This window comes from Pseudomonas sp. S36, from assembly GCF_016647875.1.
GTDB lineage: Bacteria > Pseudomonadota > Gammaproteobacteria > Pseudomonadales > Pseudomonadaceae > Aquipseudomonas > Aquipseudomonas parafulva.
This window is the reverse complement of sequence record NZ_JACVVG010000068.1, coordinates 1-18632: the sequence shown is the minus strand read 5'-3', so window position 1 is coordinate 18632 and position 18632 is coordinate 1. Positions and strand designations below refer to the sequence as shown.

At 62.8% G+C, this 18632-nt stretch carries 18 protein-coding genes; 10 read left to right on the top strand and 8 right to left on the bottom strand.

Annotated elements, in window-relative coordinates:
- Nucleotides 1-55 precede the first annotated feature (55 nt).
- On the bottom strand, nucleotides 56-496 hold the full coding sequence (locus IAE36_RS22420) for a GlcG/HbpS family heme-binding protein (RefSeq protein ID WP_028632134.1): 441 nt from the start codon (nucleotides 494-496) through the stop codon (nucleotides 56-58).
- A gap of 256 nt (nucleotides 497-752) precedes the next feature.
- Here IAE36_RS22420 and gcl point away from each other — a divergent pair, with 256 nt between their 5' ends.
- The 6 genes from gcl (at nucleotide 753) to IAE36_RS22390 (ending at nucleotide 8160) form a co-directional block, all read left to right on the top strand.
- The gene (gene gcl / locus IAE36_RS22415) at nucleotides 753-2528 is read left to right on the top strand and encodes a glyoxylate carboligase (protein ID WP_201214843.1); all 1776 of its coding nucleotides are present in this window, start codon (nucleotides 753-755) and stop codon (nucleotides 2526-2528) included.
- Between the two features lie 54 nt (nucleotides 2529-2582).
- Nucleotides 2583-3365 (top strand): hydroxypyruvate isomerase, encoded by a 783-nt coding sequence (gene hyi, locus IAE36_RS22410; RefSeq protein ID WP_201214842.1) that lies wholly within the window; start codon nucleotides 2583-2585, stop codon nucleotides 3363-3365.
- A gap of 61 nt (nucleotides 3366-3426) precedes the next feature.
- On the top strand, nucleotides 3427-4320 hold the full coding sequence (locus IAE36_RS22405; protein ID WP_201214840.1) for a 2-hydroxy-3-oxopropionate reductase: 894 nt from the start codon (nucleotides 3427-3429) through the stop codon (nucleotides 4318-4320).
- Between the two features lie 217 nt (nucleotides 4321-4537).
- Nucleotides 4538-5812 carry a glycerate kinase type-2 family protein gene (locus IAE36_RS22400; protein WP_201214833.1) on the top strand — a complete coding sequence of 425 codons (1275 nt, stop codon included), beginning with the start codon at nucleotides 4538-4540 and terminating at the stop codon, nucleotides 5810-5812.
- Nucleotides 5809-7224 carry a pyruvate kinase gene (pyk, locus tag IAE36_RS22395; protein ID WP_201214831.1) on the top strand — a complete coding sequence of 472 codons (1416 nt, stop codon included), beginning with the start codon at nucleotides 5809-5811 and terminating at the stop codon, nucleotides 7222-7224. Before IAE36_RS22400 ends, pyk begins: the two co-directional genes overlap by 4 nt.
- Before the next feature lie 75 nt (nucleotides 7225-7299).
- Nucleotides 7300-8160: an urea transporter gene (locus IAE36_RS22390; RefSeq protein WP_201214829.1), complete on the top strand. Its 861-nt coding sequence runs from the start codon at nucleotides 7300-7302 to the stop codon at nucleotides 8158-8160.
- Between the two features lie 11 nt (nucleotides 8161-8171).
- Here IAE36_RS22390 and IAE36_RS22385 read toward each other — a convergent pair whose 3' ends face one another.
- Nucleotides 8172-8942 (bottom strand): RHS repeat-associated core domain-containing protein, encoded by a 771-nt coding sequence (locus IAE36_RS22385; RefSeq protein WP_201214828.1) that lies wholly within the window; start codon nucleotides 8940-8942, stop codon nucleotides 8172-8174.
- 148 nt (nucleotides 8943-9090) lie between these two features.
- Between IAE36_RS22385 and IAE36_RS22380 the strand changes: the two genes are divergently transcribed.
- Together IAE36_RS22380 and IAE36_RS22375 are read left to right on the top strand one after the other, a co-directional pair.
- Nucleotides 9091-9912 carry an ion transporter gene (locus IAE36_RS22380; protein WP_060483543.1) on the top strand — a complete coding sequence of 274 codons (822 nt, stop codon included), beginning with the start codon at nucleotides 9091-9093 and terminating at the stop codon, nucleotides 9910-9912.
- 111 nt (nucleotides 9913-10023) lie between these two features.
- Nucleotides 10024-11022: a sulfate ABC transporter substrate-binding protein gene (locus tag IAE36_RS22375; protein WP_028632126.1), complete on the top strand. Its 999-nt coding sequence runs from the start codon at nucleotides 10024-10026 to the stop codon at nucleotides 11020-11022.
- A gap of 77 nt (nucleotides 11023-11099) precedes the next feature.
- Here the strand turns inward: IAE36_RS22375 and IAE36_RS22370 are convergent, their stop codons facing one another.
- Nucleotides 11100-12026, bottom strand: a complete 927-nt coding sequence (locus IAE36_RS22370; RefSeq protein WP_201214826.1) for a class I SAM-dependent methyltransferase — start codon at nucleotides 12024-12026, stop codon at nucleotides 11100-11102.
- A gap of 509 nt (nucleotides 12027-12535) precedes the next feature.
- On the opposite strand from IAE36_RS22370, the gene IAE36_RS22365 reads away from it, so the two are divergent.
- Both IAE36_RS22365 and IAE36_RS22360 read left to right on the top strand, forming a co-directional pair.
- Nucleotides 12536-14068: an NCS1 family nucleobase:cation symporter-1 gene (locus IAE36_RS22365; protein WP_028632124.1), complete on the top strand. Its 1533-nt coding sequence runs from the start codon at nucleotides 12536-12538 to the stop codon at nucleotides 14066-14068.
- A 16-nt stretch (nucleotides 14069-14084) separates the two neighbouring features.
- The gene (locus tag IAE36_RS22360) at nucleotides 14085-14813 is read left to right on the top strand and encodes an aspartate/glutamate racemase family protein (protein WP_028632123.1); all 729 of its coding nucleotides are present in this window, start codon (nucleotides 14085-14087) and stop codon (nucleotides 14811-14813) included.
- 30 nt (nucleotides 14814-14843) lie between these two features.
- Here IAE36_RS22360 and IAE36_RS22355 read toward each other — a convergent pair whose 3' ends face one another.
- The 5 genes from IAE36_RS22355 to IAE36_RS22335 form a co-directional block, all read right to left on the bottom strand.
- Nucleotides 14844-15509 carry a histidine phosphatase family protein gene (locus IAE36_RS22355; protein WP_201214824.1) on the bottom strand — a complete coding sequence of 222 codons (666 nt, stop codon included), beginning with the start codon at nucleotides 15507-15509 and terminating at the stop codon, nucleotides 14844-14846.
- 233 nt (nucleotides 15510-15742) lie between these two features.
- Entirely contained in the window at nucleotides 15743-16081 is a 339-nt protein-coding gene (locus IAE36_RS22350) for an FKBP-type peptidyl-prolyl cis-trans isomerase (protein ID WP_201214822.1), read from the bottom strand.
- A gap of 75 nt (nucleotides 16082-16156) precedes the next feature.
- Entirely contained in the window at nucleotides 16157-16564 is a 408-nt protein-coding gene (locus IAE36_RS22345) for a GFA family protein (RefSeq protein WP_201214820.1), read from the bottom strand.
- Between the two features lie 83 nt (nucleotides 16565-16647).
- Nucleotides 16648-17436, bottom strand: coding sequence for a PhzF family phenazine biosynthesis protein (locus IAE36_RS22340; protein ID WP_201214819.1), 789 nt, complete (start codon nucleotides 17434-17436; stop codon nucleotides 16648-16650).
- Between the two features lie 51 nt (nucleotides 17437-17487).
- Nucleotides 17488-18426, bottom strand: coding sequence for a 2-hydroxyacid dehydrogenase (locus IAE36_RS22335; protein ID WP_201214818.1), 939 nt, complete (start codon nucleotides 18424-18426; stop codon nucleotides 17488-17490).
- Between the last annotated feature and the right edge of the window lie 206 nt (nucleotides 18427-18632).

Sequence of the window (18632 nt, the reverse complement as noted above, 5' to 3'; positions counted from 1 at the left end):
GTTTGTGGGGTGGCTCCCCCCCCGGTTATATGGGGCCAGCCCAGGCCAACCCTGGTCAGGCCACCACCCCCGCATCCGCCCGCAGCCCCACCGCCTCGATGGCACTGATGGCGCACTGCTCGTCAATGTCCGACGTATCGCCACTGATCCCCACCGCTCCCAACACCCTGCCCTCCTGATCACGTATCAGCACACCCCCCGGCGCCGGCACCACCGGGCGCTCGCCCAGCCCATTGAGCGCCGCAAAAAACGCCGGCCGCTGCTGGGCGTCCAGGGCCAGCAAGCGTGAGCCCTTGCCCAGCGCAATGGCGCCCCAGGCCTTGCCCGTGGCCAGCTCAGGCCGCAACAGGCTGGCACCGTCTTCGCGCTGCAATACCAGCACATGCCCACCGGCATCCAGCACTGCAACGGTCAACGGCGCTGCGTTGACGGTTCGGCCTGCCGCCAGCGCAGCCTCTACCAGGCTGACCGCGACTTTCAGGTTCAAAGCGTTCATGCAAAGGTCCTCTTCTTATTGTGAGACGCCCTGGGGGCAGTGGAAAACCGAGAATCAAATAGAACACAACCAAGAATATTTTTGTATACAATATTTTTGATCAATCCTAGGCATTCCTGCAAAGCCCTTTGTGCACGGGCGCTTCATCCAAAGTTTCCTTACCCGATGAAAACCCATTGACCTGGCGACTCAGGCATGAATACACTGAATCGCATAGAAAGTTGTATACAATTACAAAATCGATGAGGCACAAATCATGAGCAAAATGAGAGCAATCGATGCAGCCGTTCTGGTCATGCGCCGTGAAGGTGTAGAGACCGCGTTCGGCATCCCCGGGGCTGCCATCAACCCGCTGTATTCGGCCCTGAAAAAAGTCGGTGGCATCGATCACGTCCTCGCTCGCCACGTCGAAGGTGCCTCGCACATGGCCGAGGGCTACACCCGCGCCAACCCCGGCAACATCGGCGTATGCATCGGTACCTCCGGGCCTGCCGGCACCGACATGGTCACCGGCCTGTACAGCGCCAGCGCAGACTCCATCCCGATTCTGTGCATCACCGGCCAGGCCCCCCGCGCCCGCCTGCACAAGGAAGACTTCCAGGCCGTGGACATCACCAGCATCGTCAAGCCGGTGACCAAGTGGGCGACCACCGTGCTGGAGCCGGGCCAGGTGCCCTATGCCTTCCAGAAGGCGTTCTTCGAAATGCGCAGCGGCCGCCCGGGCCCGGTGCTGATCGACCTGCCGTTCGACGTGCAGATGGCCGAAATCGAATTCGATATCGATGCCTACGAACCCTTGCCAGTGCACAAGCCAGCGGCCACCCGCATACAGGCGGAAAAAGCCCTGGCCATGCTCAACGACGCTGAACGCCCGCTGCTGGTGGCTGGCGGCGGCATCATCAATGCCGATGCCAGCGACAAACTGGTGACCTTCGCCGAGCTGACCGGCGTGCCGGTCATCCCCACCCTGATGGGCTGGGGCAGCCTGCCCGACGACCACCCGCAAATGGTCGGCATGGTCGGCCTGCAGACCTCGCACCGCTATGGCAACGCTACGCTGTTGAAGTCCGACCTGGTGTTCGGTATCGGCAACCGCTGGGCCAACCGCCATACCGGTTCTGTGGACGTGTACACCGAAGGCCGCACCTTCATCCACGTCGACATCGAGCCGACCCAGATCGGCCGCGTGTTCACCCCCGACCTGGGCATCGTTTCGGACGCAGGCCTGGCGCTGGACAAACTGCTGGAGGTGGCGCGCGAGTGGCAAGCCGCCGGCAAGCTCAAATGCCGCAAGGCCTGGCTTGAAGACTGCCAACAGCGCAAAGCCAGCCTGCAGCGCAAAACCCACTTCGACAACGTGCCGGTGAAGCCGCAGCGCGTTTACCAGGAAATGAACCAGGTATTCGGCAAGGACACCTGCTACGTCAGCACCATCGGCCTGTCGCAGATTGCCGGTGCGCAGTTTCTGCATGTGTACAAGCCGCGGCACTGGATCAATTGCGGCCAGGCCGGCCCGCTGGGCTGGACCATCCCTGCCGCGTTGGGCGTGGTCAAGGCCGACCCTCAGCGCAAGGTGGTGGCGCTGTCAGGCGACTACGACTTCCAGTTCATGATCGAGGAACTGGCCGTGGGCGCGCAGTTCAACCTGCCCTACGTCCACGTGCTGGTGAACAACGCCTACCTGGGGCTGATCCGCCAGGCGCAGCGTGGCTTCGACATGGATTACTGTGTACAACTGGCGTTCGAGAACATCAACGCCAGCGACGCCGCCACCTACGGCGTCGACCACGTCGCGGTGGTCGAAGGCCTGGGCTGCAAGGCGCTGCGCGTATTCGAGCCGGGCGACATCGCCCCAGCCCTGCTCAAGGCACAAAAAATGGCCGAAGAGTTCCGCGTGCCCGTGGTGGTGGAGGTGATTCTCGAGCGCGTGACCAATATTTCCATGGGCACCGAGATCAACGCGGTCAACGAATTCGAAGACCTGGCCCTGGTCGGCAATGACGCGCCCACCGCCATCTCGCTGCTGGACTGAATGCCGCACGCCCCCCGGCTGCTGCCGGGGGCCTTTTACGCAAGGAGACACACCATGCCGCGCTTCGCCGCCAACCTGTCCATGCTGTTCACCGAACTGGACTTTCTGGCCCGCTTCAAGGCCGCCGCCGACGCCGGCTTCAGCGGTGTCGAATACCTTTTTCCGTATGATTTCAGCGCTGCCGACATCAAGCAGCAACTGGACGCCAACGGCCTGACCCAGGTGCTGTTCAACCTGCCCGCCGGCGACTGGTCACAAGGCGAGCGCGGCATTGCCTGCCATCCTGACCGGGTAGAGGAATTCCGGGCCGGTGTCGGCAAGGCCATCGCGTACGCCAAGGTGCTGGGCAACACCCAGGTCAACGCCCTGGCCGGCATTCGCCCGCAAGGCACGGACTGCGCCACCGTGCGCAGCACCTTTGTGGGCAACCTGCGCTATGCCGCCGACACGCTCAAGGCCGCCGGTATTCGCCTGGTCATGGAAATGATCAACACCCGCGACATCCCGGGCTTCTACCTCAATACCACCCAGCAAGCGCTGGACATCCAGGCCGAGGTGGGCAGCGACAACCTGTTCCTGCAGTACGACATCTACCACATGCAGATCATGGAAGGTGACCTGGCGCGCACCGTCGAGGCCAACCTGCCCTTGATCAACCATATCCAGCTGGCCGACAACCCCGGCCGCCACGAGCCGGGCACCGGCGAGATCAACTACCGCTTCCTGTTCGAGCACCTGGACCGCATCGGTTACCAAGGCTGGGTGGGCGCGGAGTACAAGCCCAAAACCACAACCGAAGCCGGCCTGGGCTGGCTGAAAACCCATAACGCGATCTGAGGGCCGGGCCTGCATCGCGTGCTCTACCGAGATTCAATAAATACAAAAGAGGTAATTTCTCATGGCTAAAATCGGTTTCATCGGCACCGGCATCATGGGCAAGCCCATGGCCCAGAACCTGCAAAAAGCAGGGCACAGCCTGTTCGTTTCCACCCACCACGACGCCGCCCCGGCCGACCTGCTGGCAGCGGGCGCAGTGGCCCTGGCCAACCCCAAGGAAGTGGCCCAGGAAGCCGAGTTCATCATTGTGATGGTGCCTGACACCCCCCAGGTGGAGAGTGTGCTGTTCGGTGAAAACGGTGTAGCCGAAGGCGTGGGCCCGAACAAGGTGGTCATCGACATGAGCTCGATTTCTCCCACCGCCACCAAGGTATTCGCCGACAAGATCAAAGCCACGGGCGCCGCCTACCTGGACGCCCCGGTATCCGGCGGTGAAGTCGGCGCCAAGGCCGCCACCCTGAGCATCATGGTCGGGGGCTGCCCGAAAGCCTTCGAGCGCGCACTGCCGCTGTTCGAAGCCATGGGCAAGAACATCACCCGTGTCGGTGGCAACGGCGACGGCCAGACCGCCAAGGTGGCCAACCAGATCATCGTTGCCCTGAATATCCAGGCCGTCAGCGAAGCGCTGCTGTTCGCTGCCAAGAACGGTGCCGACCCGGCCAAGGTGCGTGAAGCGCTGATGGGCGGCTTTGCGTCGTCGAAGATCCTCGAGGTGCATGCCGAGCGCATGATCAAGGGCACCTTCGACCCGGGCTTCCGCATCAACCTGCACCAGAAAGACCTGAACCTGGCCCTGCAGGGCGCCAAGGAGCTGGGCATCAACCTGCCCAACACCTCCAATGCCCAGCAGGTGTTCAACACCTGCCAGGCCTTGGGCGGCGGCAACTGGGACCACTCGGCGCTGATCAAGGGCCTGGAACACATGGCCAATTTCTCGATTCGCGAAGAGCAATAAAACCTACCGGCCTCATCGCGAGCTGCGCTCGCTCCTACCGGATCAGCATAAGGCCCGTAGGAGCGAGCAAAGCTCGCGATTGAAGCACACGCTGGTTGGCCTGCGATCACGGGCCGGCCCGTGAAACCGAGCAACACCCGCCCCTGGTTCGCCCTGCACGGAGGCACTTCCAGGGGCGTTTTTGATTGTGCAAAACAACAATAATTGGGAGCCTGCCATGTCGGTCGATCCGCAAAAAATTCTCCGCGACCTGTTCGACACAGCCATCGCCGCCGCCCACCCTCGCCAGGTCCTTGAGCCGTATCTGCCCGCTGACCGTACCGGCCGGGTCATCGTCATCGGCGCTGGCAAGGCCGCAGCCGCCATGGCCGAAGTGGTCGAGCAGTGCTGGCAGGGCGAAGTCTGCGGCCTGGTTGTCACCCGCTACGGCCATGGGGCCAACTGCCAGAAGATCGAAGTGGTCGAAGCCGCCCACCCGGTCCCCGACGCTGCCGGCCTGGCCGTGGCCAAGCGTGTGCTCGACCTGGTCAGCAACCTCAACGAAGACGACCGCGTGATCTTCCTGCTGTCTGGCGGTGGCTCGGCACTGCTGGCCCTGCCTGCGCAGGGCCTGACACTGGCCGACAAGCAGCAGATCAACAAGGCGCTGCTCAAATCCGGCGCCACCATCGGCGAGATGAACTGCGTGCGCAAGCACCTCTCGGCGATCAAGGGCGGACGCCTGGCCAAGGCCTGCTGGCCGGCCACGGTGTACACCTATGCCATTTCCGATGTGCCAGGCGACCTGGCCACGGTGATCGCCTCCGGCCCTACCGTGGCCGACCCGAGCACCCGCGCCGATGCCCTGGCCATCCTCAAGCGCTACGCCATTGATGCACCTAAAGCCGTCATCGACTGGCTCAACAACCCCGCATCAGAAACCGTCAAGGCCGATGATCCGGCCCTGGCACGTAGCCATTTCCAACTGATCGCCAAGCCCCAGCAATCGCTGGAAGCCGCGGCCGTCAAGGCCCGCCAGGCGGGCTTCAGCCCGCTGATCCTGGGCGACCTCGAAGGCGAGTCGCGTGAGGTGGCCAAGGTGCACGCGGGCATCGCCCGGCAGATCATCCAGCACGGCCAGCCGCTCAAAGCACCCTGCGTGATCCTGTCCGGTGGCGAAACCACCGTCACCGTACGGGGCAACGGCCGCGGCGGGCGCAACGCCGAGTTCCTGCTCAGCCTCACCGAAAGCCTCAAAGGCCTGCCGGGCGTGTATGCCCTGGCCGGCGATACCGATGGCATCGACGGGTCGGAAGAAAACGCCGGTGCGCTGATGACTCCCAGCAGCCATGCCCGCGCCCAGGCACTGGGCCTGTGCGCCAGCGACGAGCTGGACAACAACAACGGCTACGGCTACTTCGCCGCGCTGGATGCGTTGATCGTCACCGAGCCGACCCGCACCAACGTCAACGACTTCCGCGCCATCCTGATTCTCGAGAGCAACCCATCATGACGCCCGACAAGAAAGTGAAGGTACTGGCCACCCTCGGCCCGGCAATCAAGACCATCGACGACGTGCGCCAGCTGGTGGAGGCCGGGGTGAACATCTTCCGCCTGAATTTCAGCCACGGCGAACACGCCGACCACGCCTTGCGCTACCAGTGGATTCGCGATGTGGAGCAGCAGCTGAACTACCCGCTGGGCATCCTCATGGACCTGCAAGGGCCCAAGCTGCGGGTGGGTCGCTTCGCTGACGGCAAAGTGTACCTGCAGCGCGGCCAGGCCCTGCGCCTGGACCTGAACACCACACCCGGCAGCCCCCAGCGGGTGAACCTGCCGCACCCAGAGATCATTGCCGCGCTGGAACCCGGCATGGACCTGTTGCTGGACGACGGCAAGCTGCGCTTGCGGGTCACCGCCAAGCACCACGACGCCATCGACACCGAAGTGCTGGCCGGCGGGGAGCTTTCCGACCGCAAAGGGGTCAACGTACCCCAGGCGCTGCTCGACCTCTCGCCGCTGACCGAGAAGGACCGCCGCGACCTGGCCTTTGGCCTGGAGCTGGGCGTGGACTGGGTGGCGCTGTCGTTCGTGCAGCGCCCTCAGGACATCGCCGAAGCACGCGCCCTGATCGGCGACCGGGCCTACCTGATGGCCAAGATCGAGAAGCCGTCGGCGGTGGAACAGCTGCAAGCCATCGCCGAACTGGCCGACGCCATCATGGTGGCCCGCGGTGACCTGGGGGTGGAGGTACCGGCCGAGAGCGTGCCGCAGATTCAGAAGCGCATCATCAACACCTGCCGGCAGTTGGGCAAACCGGTGGTGGTGGCCACCCAGATGCTTGAGTCAATGCGCTTTTCCCCGGCCCCTACCCGGGCCGAGGTCACCGATGTGGCCAACGCCGTGGCCGAAGGCGCCGATGCCGTGATGCTGTCAGCAGAAACCGCGTCGGGCGACTACCCGATGGAAGCCGTGCAGATGATGAGCAAAATCATCCGCCAGGTGGAAAACGGCCCCGACTACCAGGCCCAGCTCGACGTCGGCCGGCCCAAGGCCGAGGCCACGGTGTCGGACGCCATCAGCTGCGCCATCCGCCGCATCAGCGGCATCCTGCCGGTGGCGGTGCTGGTGAACTACAGCGAGTCGGGCGCCTCGACCCTGCGCGCTGCCCGCGAGCGACCCCGCGCCCCCATTCTCAACCTCACCCCCAACCACGCCACCGCGCGCCGGCTGAGTGTGACCTGGGGCGTGCATTCGGTGGTCAATGACCGGTTGCGCCAAGTGGACGAGGTGGTGTCCACCGCCCTTGAAATCGCCCAGGCACAAGGCATGGCCAGCCGGGGTGATACGTTGCTGATCACGGCCGGGGTGCCGTTCGGCAAGCCCGGGTCGACCAACACGCTGCGGATCGAGAGCTTGATCTAGGCCAGTGCACCTGACTGCGGACAAATCGAGGCCCGAAGAGGCCCGCCGCTTCTCTTTCAACCTTGCTGACTGCCCATGTACACAAAACATTTCGTCAACCCGTGCCCCGACTGGGCCACGGCGCTGCTCAACGGCTTCAGCCAGGTGCTGCTGCTGCGCAGCCCTGCCTGCGGCCTGTGCTGCCTGTTGGCCATTTTGCTCACCGCGCCCGGGCTGGTCGGCGGCGCCCTGCTTGGCGCCCTGGCCGGCCTGATGACCGCACAGGCCCGTGGCTACGACCGTGCCGACCGCCAGGCCGGGCTGTACAGCTACAACGGCGTGCTCATCGGCATCTTGATCAGTGCGGTACTGCCCTGGTCGGTCATCCAGCCACCGCTGATCATCGCCGCGGCGGGGCTGTCCAGCATCATCACCCACCAATGGCGCAAGCGTGGCGGCAAGCTGCTGGTCGCCTACACCGCCCCCTTCGTGCTGCTGGGCTGGGCCGTGCTGTTGGTTGGCAGCCCTGCGCCAAGCGGCCCTGTCGAGGCCGGCCCGCTGTACGGGTTGGCGCGTGGCGTGGGCCAAATCTTTTTGCTCGACCAGCCATTGGCCGGGCTGCTGATCATCCTCGGCCTCTTCATCGCGCACCCCTACGCTGCCCTGTGGGCCGTGATCGGCTCGGCAATCGGCGGTGGCGTAGCACTGATCACCGAGCAGCAGGAGGCAGCCTGGCTGGGCCTTTATGGGTTCAATGCGGCGCTGGCGGCACTGGCGTTCAGCCGCCAGGGGGAAAAGCCGTTGGCCACGCTGACGGCAATCGCCGTGGCAGTAACGCTGCAGTCACTGTGGAAGCTACTGCCAACTGCGCCACTGACCGCGCCTTTCGTCATGGCATGCTGGCTTATGCATGCGGGCTCTTCGGTTGGACGATCTGCCCAAATTGCCAGCCCGTAGCTCGCGACAGGCTATTGGCGTATTTGCCGTACAACCTCTTTGGCCAGGTCTAGATTGGGTATCCGACAGGTTACCTGATACCGGGACACACTCTTTACAGACTGCAGCACTAGTCCCACAGGCAGCTGCAGAGCCACGGTGCCATCCGCGGGTCTCGTCGTCGCTGCTGAGACGGCGGTCTTGATCGCGTCTACGTTTGGAACGGTAACGGTGGTCTCCGTGGGAGAGATTCTAAGCGTGGAGTTTTCCAAGCCCTGCGCCACGCTCCCTAACGGAAACTCAAGGCTGATCTTGCCTTCCGATTGGACCAATTTCCCTTTTTTCAGCATATTCAAAACATCGCCTGGAGCAATATTGACCTGAGGTCTGCCGCTCACAAGGCTGACACTGCCCTTTGATAATGGAACTGCGGAAGGTGCTGATGTCTGTTGAGGGGTTCGGGTCCACAAGCCTTCAAATTTCGACCTCACAGGCGCCTGCCCAATTGGTTTCGACCCCACAGGCGCCTGCCCAGTTGGATCACTCAGAACCACAGGATTACCTAGGCAATATACATAGGCATTCAGCCCGCCTTTACCAAACGGGCTATGGACGTCGCTGCTGACGAATCGCATCAAGGCGGGGCTGTAATAACGGTGCCCAGCCCCCAGCGGGTAGCCTTGTACTCGGCGATCCAGGTATTGACCGGTGTAACCAAGCCACGTCCTGCCTGATGTCTGGCCTTGGTAACCATAGACGGTGTAGGCCCTGGCGAGCCGAGGCGAAACGCAAGCATTGACCATTGACGTGCTCCTGTGAACTCCGCGGAGCCATTAGTAACAGCTCCCGCAACGGTACAAAACTGGCATTTTTAGAGCGCCTCTGGCGCTGCGTTGCCGTGTATGGGGCAGATCCTCTAATCTTGGTGTTTGCTTTAAGGACCCGCGCCTTATGCCCACCCCGCAATCCTGGCGTGAACGCCTCTACGTCATCGTCTTCCAGACCGACACGGTCGCCGGCAGGCGCTTCGACAAAACGCTCCTGCTGATCATCCTCGCCAGCCTCGTCACGGTGATCCTCGACAGTATCGACGAGGTGCACCGGGGTTACGGCGGCCTGCTGGCGGCCCTGGAGTGGGGCTTCACTGCGGTGTTTCTGTGCGAATACCTCACCCGCCTGTACTGCTCGCCCCGGCCTTTGCGCTATGCGTTCAGCTTCTACGGCCTGGTCGATTTGCTGGCGATCGTGCCGGGTATCATTGCGCTGTACTACAGCGACGCCCAGTACCTGCTGATCGTGCGGGTCATCCGTATGTTGCGGATCTTCCGGGTGCTCAAGCTGGGGCCCTACCTCAAGCAGGCCAATTACCTGCTTGCCGCCCTGCGCGGCAGCAAGCAGAAGATCATCGTGTTTCTGGTCAGCGTATCGACGCTGGTCACCGTGTTCGGCACGCTGATGTACGTGATCGAGGGGCCGGAGCATGGCTTTACCAGCATTCCCAAAGGCATCTACTGGGCCATTGTCACCCTCACCACGGTCGGCTTCGGCGATATCGTGCCGCGAACACCCCTGGGGCAGGTGCTGTCGTCGCTGGTGATGATCACCGGTTATTCGATCATTGCAGTGCCGACCGGCATCTTCACTGCGGAGCTTGCCAACGCCATGCGTGGCGAGCAGTTGCAGCACGATTGCCCTGCCTGCAGCAAACCCACCCACGAGCACAATGCAGCGTTCTGCTCGCGCTGTGGCAGCCAGCTGTTTACCCCGCGATAAAACCGTGCAGCCGGGCATAACCAAAGGCGTTTTTGTTCTTTAAAGGCAACATCGCCAGCCGCTATAGTCGCAGGCAATGTGCCAACACCCTACCGCCAACAAGGACGCCCTGTGAAAAAGCTCTTCACCGCCTCGCTGCTCGCCGCCGGCCTTGCCTTGGGCAACATCGCCCAGGCAGCACCGACCCTGCTCAACGTCTCCTACGACGTGATGCGCGACTTCTACAAGGACTACAACCCCGCCTTCCAGAAGCACTGGGAGGCGGAGCACAACGAGAAGGTCAACGTGCAGATGTCCTTCGGCGGTTCGAGCAAGCAGGCGCGTGCAGTGATCGACGGGCTGCCGGCCGATGTCATCACCATGAACATGGCTACCGACATCAATGCCCTGGTCGACAATGGCAAACTGGTGCCCGACAACTGGGTAACCCGGCTGCCGAACAACAGTGCCCCGTTCACCTCTGCAACCGTGTTTATCGTACGCAAAGGCAACCCCAAGGCGCTGAAAGACTGGCCCGACCTGCTCAAGGATGGCGTGCAGGTGATCGTGCCCAACCCCAAAACCTCCGGGAATGGCCGCTACACCTACCTGTCGGCCTGGGGTTATGTGCTCAAGCAGGGCGGTGACGAGGCCAAGGCCCGTGACTTCGTGGGCAAGCTGTTCAAGCAGGCGCCAGTGCTCGACACCGGTGGCCGCGCGGCAACCACCACCTTCATGACCAACCAGATTGGCGACGTGCTGGTCACCTTCGAGAACGAGGCCGAGATGATCGCCCGCGAATTTGGCCGCGACCAGTTCGAGGTGGTGTACCCCAGCGTTTCGGCTGAAGCCGAGCCACCGGTGAGCGTGGTGGACAAGGTGGTAGCCCGTAAGGGCACCCAGGCTGTGGCCGAGGAATACCTGAAGTACCTGTGGTCACCTGCTGCACAGGAAATCGCCGCACAGAATTACCTGCGCCCGCGTGATGCAACCGTGCTGGCCAAGTACACCGACCGGTTCCCGAAGGTGGATTTCCTGTCGGTTGAGAAAACCTTTGGTGACTGGCGCACAGTGCAGAAGACCCACTTCAATGATGGTGGGGTGTTTGACCAGATCTACACCAACCAGTAAGCGGCACCCTGGTCTCGCGAACAAGTTCGGCCTCGCCCGCACTTGCTCGCGATGCCCCACGGCGCCCCTCCCCGCGACTACGCCTGACGAAATACCAGGGCCTTCAGCCCGCCCGCCGAATCCGCATCAGGGAACTCAGGCGGGTTTGCCAGGCGTTCGACAAACGCCAGGCTAGGCGCCTGCACCGCCATCCCTTCAATCAAGAACTCCGGCCCTATCGCCGGGTCGTTCACACAGGCCAGTACCGTCCCGCCCGGCGTCAGCAGCTCTGGCAACCGCCGTAGAATCTTCGCGTAATCCTGGGTCAGCACGAAACTGCCGCGCTGGAAGGTGGGCGGGTCGATGATCACCAGGTCGTAGGGGCCGTATTTGCGTACCTTGCCCCACGACTTGAACAGTTCGTGCCCCAGGTACGCCACCCGCGACGCATCGTGGCCGTTGAGCCGGTGGTTTTCACGCCCGCGGGACAACGCCGACTTGGCCATGTCCAGGTTGACCACCTGCTCAGCCCCGCCGGCAACGGCCGCAACCGAGAAACCGCAGGTGTAGGCGAACAGGTTCAGCACACGCTTGCCACCGGCCTGCTCGCGCACCCATTGCCGCCCGTAGCGCATGTCCAGAAACAGGCCGTTGTTCTGGCGCACGCCCAGGTCCAGCAAGTAGGTGAGCCCGTCTTCGACCACCTCGCGCTGTTGGCAAGGCTCACCCACCAACCACTGGCCGGGGCTGTCGGGCAGATAGCGATGCTGAACAAGAATGGCCTCACCGACCCACTGCGGCCGCTTGGCAAGCGCCAGCAGCATGGCCTCCAGCTCTGCCAGCTGGCCATCGGGCGGCTCACGAAACAACGCCACCGAGAGCACGCCCTGCAACCAGTCCACCGTGACCTGTTCCAGGCCCGGCCAGCAGCGCCCACGGCCATGGAACAGGCGGCGGGTTTCTTGTGGGGCTGGGTCGAGGGCGGCAAGCAGGTGTTGCTCAAGGGTGTGGATCGGCGAGGTCATTGAAAGTCACGAACAGGGAAAAACGCCATTCTACAGCCACTGGCCTGCTACAGGAAAATTGCCCCGGCGACCGCAGACTAAATTTTGTACACATAAACGTAACCATAAGTGCCATTTTTGTGTGCACTTAGTGTCTTTGCGCACCATTACGTTACAGGCAGAACCGTTTAAAATCTGACTAAATGATCAACTAGTTCAGCTCTGAGAAATTTAAGAATTATCTGTCTATTTAAATATTTCTAAATAAATTCAGATAGTTAACAAAATCATATCCGTACTGATCTCTTCGATCGTGGCTGACTCAACAAGGCTTGGCATGGAACTCGCTTTTGTGTGTTCATGTTTTGTATACAAATTAGACAAAACATAAATACACAATAACCCGCGACGCCGACTCACCCTTGGCCGCCGCGCCCAGAACCCTGTGATGCCAACGCTGCACCGACGAGAAGGCCAGCCCGTGCGCATGCCCGCTCATCGCAGTCTGCGTGCATCAGGAGCCCGCCGGAATGAGTAGCAGCCTCAACCTTGCCCCTGAACTGTCCGTCGCCAGCACCCAACCCACCACCACACAGCCCGACCCCGCACTAGCCCTCGGCCTCAGCCCACGCCTGCATAACCGCGACCTGGCGCCAACCCGCATCGCCGGGCGCCGCTGGGGTGGCTACAGCATCTTCGCCCTGTGGACCAACGACGTGCACAACATCGCCAACTATTCCTTCGCCATGGGGCTGTTTGCGCTGGGCCTGGGGGGTTGGCAGATCCTGATGTCACTGGCCATTGGTGCGGCACTGGTGTACTTCTTCATGAACCTGTCGGGCTACATGGGGCAGAAGACAGGCGTTCCGTTCCCGGTCATCAGCCGGATTGCCTTCGGTATCCATGGTGCGCAGATCCCCGCCCTGATACGCGCCGTGATCGCCATCGCTTGGTTCGGCATACAGACGTACCTGGCGTCAGTGGTGCTGCGGGTGCTGTTGAGCGCCGTGTGGCCGCAACTGGCGGCCTACGACCATGACAGTATTCTGGGGCTGTCGAGCCTGGGCTGGGTGTGCTTCGTGGCCATCTGGCTGGTGCAACTGGTCATTCTGGCCTACGGCATGGAGATGGTGCGCCGCTACGAGGGGTTCGCCGGGCCGGTGATTTTGCTGACGGTCGCTTCACTGGCCGTGTTCATGTACATCAAGGCCGATGCCCGCATTGCCTGGTCGGTTGCCGAGCCGCTGACCGGCGTTGACATGTGGCGCAACATCTTTGCCGGCGGCGCGCTGTGGCTGGCCATCTACGGCACGCTGGTGCTCAACTTCTGCGACTTCGCCCGGTCTTCGCCCTGCCGCAAAACCATTCGCGTAGGCAACTTCTGGGGCCTGCCGGTCAACATTCTGGTGTTCGCCGTCATCACGGTGGTGCTGTGCGGTGCCCAGTTCCAGATCAACGGGCAGATCATCGACAGCCCCACCCAGATCGTGGCCGCCATCCCCAGCACCGCGTTCCTGGTACTCGGCTGCCTGGCATTCCTGATCGTTACCGTGGCGGTGAACATCATGGCCAATTTCGTGGCGCCGGCCTTCGTGCTCAGCAACCTGGCCCCGCGCCACCTCAACTTCCGCCGCGCCGGGCTGATCAGCGCCACCCTGGCGGTATTGATCCTGCCCTGGAACCTGTACAACAGCCCGCTGGTGATCGTGTACTTCCTGTCTGGCCTGGGCGCCCTGCTGGGACCGCTGTACGGCGTGATCATGTCCGACTACTGGCTGCTGCGCAAAGGCTGCATCAACGTGCCGCAGCTCTACAGCGAAGACCCGGCCGGCGCTTATCACTACACGCGGGGCATCAACCTGCGTGCCATCGCGGCATTCCTGCCTGCCGCATTGCTGGCCATCGTGCTGGCCCTGGTACCCCATTTCCACAGCGTGGCACCGTTCTCCTGGCTGATCGGCGCAGGCATTGCCGCTGCCATCTACCTGCTGATTGCCCCACGCAACCGTCACTATCACGATGTCAGCGGCGAATGCATCGCCGTCGACCACAGCAGCCACTGAACAGGGAGGACTGCCCATGCGCATTCTTATCGCCAACGTCAACACCACAGAAGCCATCACCGATGCCATCGCCGAGCAGGCACGCGCGGTGGCCGCACCCGGCACCGAGATCATCGGGCTCACCCCCTGGTTCGGCGCCGAATCGGTGGAAGGCAATTTCGAAAGCTACCTGGCCGCCATCGCGGTAATGGACCGGGTACTGGCCTACGAAGGCCCCTATGATGCGGTGATCCAGGCCGGCTACGGTGAGCACGGGCGTGAAGGGTTGCAGGAGTTGTTGAACGTGCCGGTGGTGGACATCACCGACGCGGCGGCCAGTACAGCGATGTACCTGGGACATGCCTACTCGGTGGTCACCACACTGGACCGCACGGTGCCGCTGATCGAAGACCGCCTCAAGCTGTCGGGCCTGTATGACCGCTGCGCCTCGGTGCGCGCCAGCGGCATGGCGGTGCTGGAGCTGGAAGCCGACCCGCAGCGGGCCGTGGAGGCCATTGTCGAGCAGGCTGAACGTGCCGTGCGTGAAGACAAGGCCGAGGTCATCTGCCTGGGTTGTGGCGGCATGGCCGGGCTGGACGAGCAGATCCGCCAACGCACCGGGGTACCGGTGGTGGATGGCGTCAGTGCGGCAGTGACGGTCGCCGAGGCGTTGGTGCGCATGGGCTTGAGCACATCGAAAGTACGCACCTACGCCACGCCCAGGGCCAAGAAGGTAGTGGGCTGGCCGATGCGCCTGGGCCGCTGACCCCGTTGCGGTACTGCCCTGGGCAATAAATCAGCTGGGGCAGCTTTCGGCGCCGTCGTTCAGGCCCTGGCGCACGTTACGGCTGAGCAGGCTGGCCTTGCCGTCATGCCAGGTCAGGGTCAGCACATACAGGGTGTCGAAGTCGTCACCCTCCCAGTCTTCGGTGATCACCCGCTTTTCACCCAACGCCTTGCCGGCGACGGCATTGATCAGATCCGGCAGGTAGCCATGGGACCAGGCGGTGTACACGGTCGCGTTGCGGTACTTGTCACGCAGCAGTTCGTCGGCAAGCTCGTCGGTGTCGTTGGCGCTGAAATCGATATTCACCGGCAAGCCCAGCCGAATGGCACTGGGGGTGATGGTCATCAGCGGGCGGATATAGCTGTAGCTCTTGTCCTGGCTGCCCTCCTCCACATGCCGCGTGGGGTTGGCGGCGAACACGTAATCGGCTTTACCGAAACGCGCAGGCAATACCGTGGCCAGGTCAAGCGCGCGGTTCAGCCCCTGGCAATTCAACTGGCCCAGGCCTTCACCGGGTTTTTCGGCATGCCGCAGAAACACCAGGGTTTGGGTACCGTCCACAGGTTCTGCCCTGCTGTCGAGCGCCTCCAGCGTCAACGGCACGGCCACTGCCGTGAGCAGCAGGCCAAGCAGCAACGGGTGGCGACGGCGGCGGAAGAAAGCTGGCAATTTCATCAATTCAAGGCCTGTGTGGCAGAACAATCGGTTGCACCCGACACAGTACCCGGCCTGTTGCAGGCCGCCTTGAGCGTGATTGCCATCCATGGCAACGGGTGAGGGTCAGAGTGCCCCGAACCCGTTTGGTTCCTCCCTGAGCGTGAATGCCGTTCCCTAGGCAAGGCCCAGAGTAGACACCTGCTGTTGCGCATTTGTGTCTGGCAGGTGAACCTGTTGTTGCCTGGTGGGGCTCAGTCGTCCCGCGTGAGCACTTCCAGTAACTCGATCTCGAAGGTGAGGTCGGCGTGTGGCGGGATGGCGCCCAGTGTGCGTTCACCATAGGCGAGGTGGGCTGGCACCTGCAGCCTGCGCTTGCCGCCCACACGCATCCCCATCAACCCTTGGTCCCAGCCTTTGATGACACGCCCGGTGCCGATGACACACTGAAACGGCTTGCCACGGGACCAGGAAGAATCGAACTCGCTGCCATCGGCCAACCAGCCGGTGTATTGAGTGGTGATGAGCGCGCCTTTGACGGCGACTTTGCCATCACCCTCTACCAGGTCGGTGATCTGCAGTTCTTGGCTCACGGGCATACTCCATCAGAAAGACAAAGCCGCCCTTTTCTCAGGATTGCAGCGCTTTGGCAAGCCCGCACGCCGGCATCAGCCCAGCTGTTCGAAGGCCTGCTGGCCGGTGAGGGATGTAGTCTGGTTGGCGAAGCAGTACCAACCGGGTTTCTGCTCGATGAAGATCTGCAGGCTGAACTGCCAGTTCAGCTCGCCATCCAGCAGGCCGATCGGCACCGCGTAGCTGTCGTTGGCCCTGAGCCTGTAGAACAGGTGTGTACCGCACTGGCTGCAGAACCCGCGCTGCGCCCAGTCTGACGAATCGTAAACACCGGGGGTGAGGCCCTCGAACGCCGGCGGCTGGTTGCAATGCACCACCAGCAGCGGGCCGCCGGTCCACTTGCGGCACATGCTGCAATGGCAGGCGCTGACATCGGCATGGTCAAACGAAACCTTCAACCGGGTGGCGCCGCACAAGCAGCTGCCGGACGTTTCCAAAGCCATGATGCACTCCCCGAAAAAGACAAAGAAGCCAGTATAGCCTCAGGCCCGGCAGCCCATCGCCGGCACGCGAATGCGCAGGCGTGTCAGACAAACACCGTACCGCGCAGGTACAGCGCCGCCCGACCACTGATGATCACCCGGCCATTGCCCGGCACCTCACAATGCAGCTGGCCCTTGCGCGCCCCGCCCTGCTCGCAGGTGAGTCGCTGCTTGCCAAGGCGCTCGGCCCAGATCGGTGCCAGCGAGGTGTGCGCCGAGCCTGTCACCGGGTCCTCATTCACGCCCACCCGCGGCCCGAACCAACGGGTAACGAAGTCGAACCCCCGCCCCGCCGCAGTCACGGCAATGCCGCGCACATCGTAGCGCGACAGCGCGACGAAGTCGGGCTGCAGCGCGTCCAGCAGCAATGGGTCTTCGATCACCACCACGTAGTCATCGCTGCGGTACAGCGCCAGCGCCTGGTGCAGGCCCAGTGCCTCCAGCAACCCTGCAGGCATTTCTGCGGCTGCGGGCTGTTTGGCGGGGAAGTCCATGGCCAGCAGCCCATCGTCCCCCCGGGTGACCCGCAACTCGCCACTGCGGGTATTGAAGCGCAGCACCTGGGCGGGTTCACCCAGTTGCTCGAACAGCACATAGGCAGACGCCAGGGTGGCGTGGCCGCAAAGGTCCACTTCCACGGTGGGGGTAAACCAACGCAGGTCGAAGCCCTCGCCATTGCGTACGAAGTACGCCGTTTCGGACAAGTTGTTCTCTTCAGCGATACGCTGCAGCACCTGGTCTGGCAGCCAGTGTTCAAGCGGGATGACGGCCGCCGGGTTGCCCCCGAACGGTTCGGCACTGAAGGCATCGACCTGGAAGATTTCGAGTTGCATGGACACGCTCCTTATGGCCCGGCAGCTACCAGGCGGCTTTCTGTGTCAGGGTTACGGGCGAACGGGTGTCAACACAGGCTCACCGGCAAAAAATGCCTGCAGGTTACGCAGCACGAGGGCCACGGTGTCCCGCGCGGCCTCAGGCGACTGGCCTGCTACGTGGGGGGTGAGCACGGTGTTGTGCAGTGCCTTCAGGGCATCAGGCACCTGGGGCTCATCATCGAATACGTCCGTTGCAGCACCTGCCAGCGCGCCGCTTTGCAGGGCAGTAACCAGCGCCTGGGTGTCGACCACACTGGCGCGGGCGATATTGACCAGGTAACCCTGCGGGCCCAGTGCCTTGAGCACGCTGGCATCGATCAGGTGATGGGTATTGGCACCCCCTGGCGTGGCCACCACCAGAATATCGACGGCCTCTGCGAGGCGTTCGGGGCTGTCGAACCAGGTGTAGGGCTGATCGGCCTTGGGGCTGCGGCTGTGATAGCTGACCGGCATGGCAAAACCGAGTTGGGCACGCCTGGCGATGGCCTGCCCGACGGCGCCCAGGCCGACGATGCCGAGGCGCTTGCCGCTCACCGACGGGCTGATGACGCGCTGCCATTCGCCGCGGCGGGTGCTGGCGTCTGCCTGGGGAATATTGCGCAGCAGGGCCAGGAGCATGGCCATGGCGTGGTCTGCAACGGCTTCTGCATTGGCGCCGGCGCCGTTGGTCACGGTGATGCCGCGCGCTGCGGCGGCGGGCAGGTCGACTTGCTCGTAGCCGGCGCCGATGACGCAGATAATCTGCAATTTGGGCAACGCGGCCATTTCACTGGCGGTGAGGCCGAGCGGGCCACGGGTGAGCACGGCGTCGATCTGCGCGCCCCGTTGCTCGATGGCTTGGGCGCGGAGCTTGGGGGATTGAGCGCGGATCAGGTGATAACCGGACTGCTCCAGCAGGGGGAGGTAATCGTCGACGGTTTCTACCAGTACCAGGACTTTTTTGGGCATGCCACCTCCAGGATTGATGGGAGGATTATGCGGAGTGAGTGGGCGGTACAGTCAATGGGAAAAATAAGGGATAACTGTACTGTGCTGGTCATTTCTACTTTGGGCTGTTGCTGTAGATCTTGATCTTGATCTTGATCTTGATCTTGATTTTGATCTTGATCTTCGCGACTTCAGGAGGCCGAACGAAGGACTTGCGGAGGGAGGTG

Bases quoted from the DNA above. Each gene is read 5' to 3' on its own strand.
- IAE36_RS22420 (WP_028632134.1), bottom strand. From the start codon at position 496: ATGAACGCTTTGAACCTGAAAGTCGCGGTCAGCCTGGTAGAGGCTGCG.
- gcl (WP_201214843.1), top strand. From the start codon at position 753: ATGAGCAAAATGAGAGCAATCGATGCAGCCGTTCTGGTCATGCGCCGT.
- hyi (WP_201214842.1), top strand. From the start codon at position 2,583: ATGCCGCGCTTCGCCGCCAACCTGTCCATGCTGTTCACCGAACTGGAC.
- IAE36_RS22405 (WP_201214840.1), top strand. From the start codon at position 3,427: ATGGCTAAAATCGGTTTCATCGGCACCGGCATCATGGGCAAGCCCATG.
- IAE36_RS22400 (WP_201214833.1), top strand. From the start codon at position 4,538: ATGTCGGTCGATCCGCAAAAAATTCTCCGCGACCTGTTCGACACAGCC.
- pyk (WP_201214831.1), top strand. From the start codon at position 5,809: ATGACGCCCGACAAGAAAGTGAAGGTACTGGCCACCCTCGGCCCGGCA.
- IAE36_RS22390 (WP_201214829.1), top strand. From the start codon at position 7,300: ATGTACACAAAACATTTCGTCAACCCGTGCCCCGACTGGGCCACGGCG.
- IAE36_RS22385 (WP_201214828.1), bottom strand. From the start codon at position 8,942: ATGGTCAATGCTTGCGTTTCGCCTCGGCTCGCCAGGGCCTACACCGTC.
- IAE36_RS22380 (WP_060483543.1), top strand. From the start codon at position 9,091: ATGCCCACCCCGCAATCCTGGCGTGAACGCCTCTACGTCATCGTCTTC.
- IAE36_RS22370 (WP_201214826.1), bottom strand. From the start codon at position 12,026: ATGACCTCGCCGATCCACACCCTTGAGCAACACCTGCTTGCCGCCCTC.
- IAE36_RS22365 (WP_028632124.1), top strand. From the start codon at position 12,536: ATGAGTAGCAGCCTCAACCTTGCCCCTGAACTGTCCGTCGCCAGCACC.
- IAE36_RS22360 (WP_028632123.1), top strand. From the start codon at position 14,085: ATGCGCATTCTTATCGCCAACGTCAACACCACAGAAGCCATCACCGAT.
- IAE36_RS22355 (WP_201214824.1), bottom strand. From the start codon at position 15,509: ATGAAATTGCCAGCTTTCTTCCGCCGCCGTCGCCACCCGTTGCTGCTT.
- IAE36_RS22345 (WP_201214820.1), bottom strand. From the start codon at position 16,564: ATGGCTTTGGAAACGTCCGGCAGCTGCTTGTGCGGCGCCACCCGGTTG.
- IAE36_RS22340 (WP_201214819.1), bottom strand. From the start codon at position 17,436: ATGCAACTCGAAATCTTCCAGGTCGATGCCTTCAGTGCCGAACCGTTC.
- IAE36_RS22335 (WP_201214818.1), bottom strand. From the start codon at position 18,426: ATGCCCAAAAAAGTCCTGGTACTGGTAGAAACCGTCGACGATTACCTC.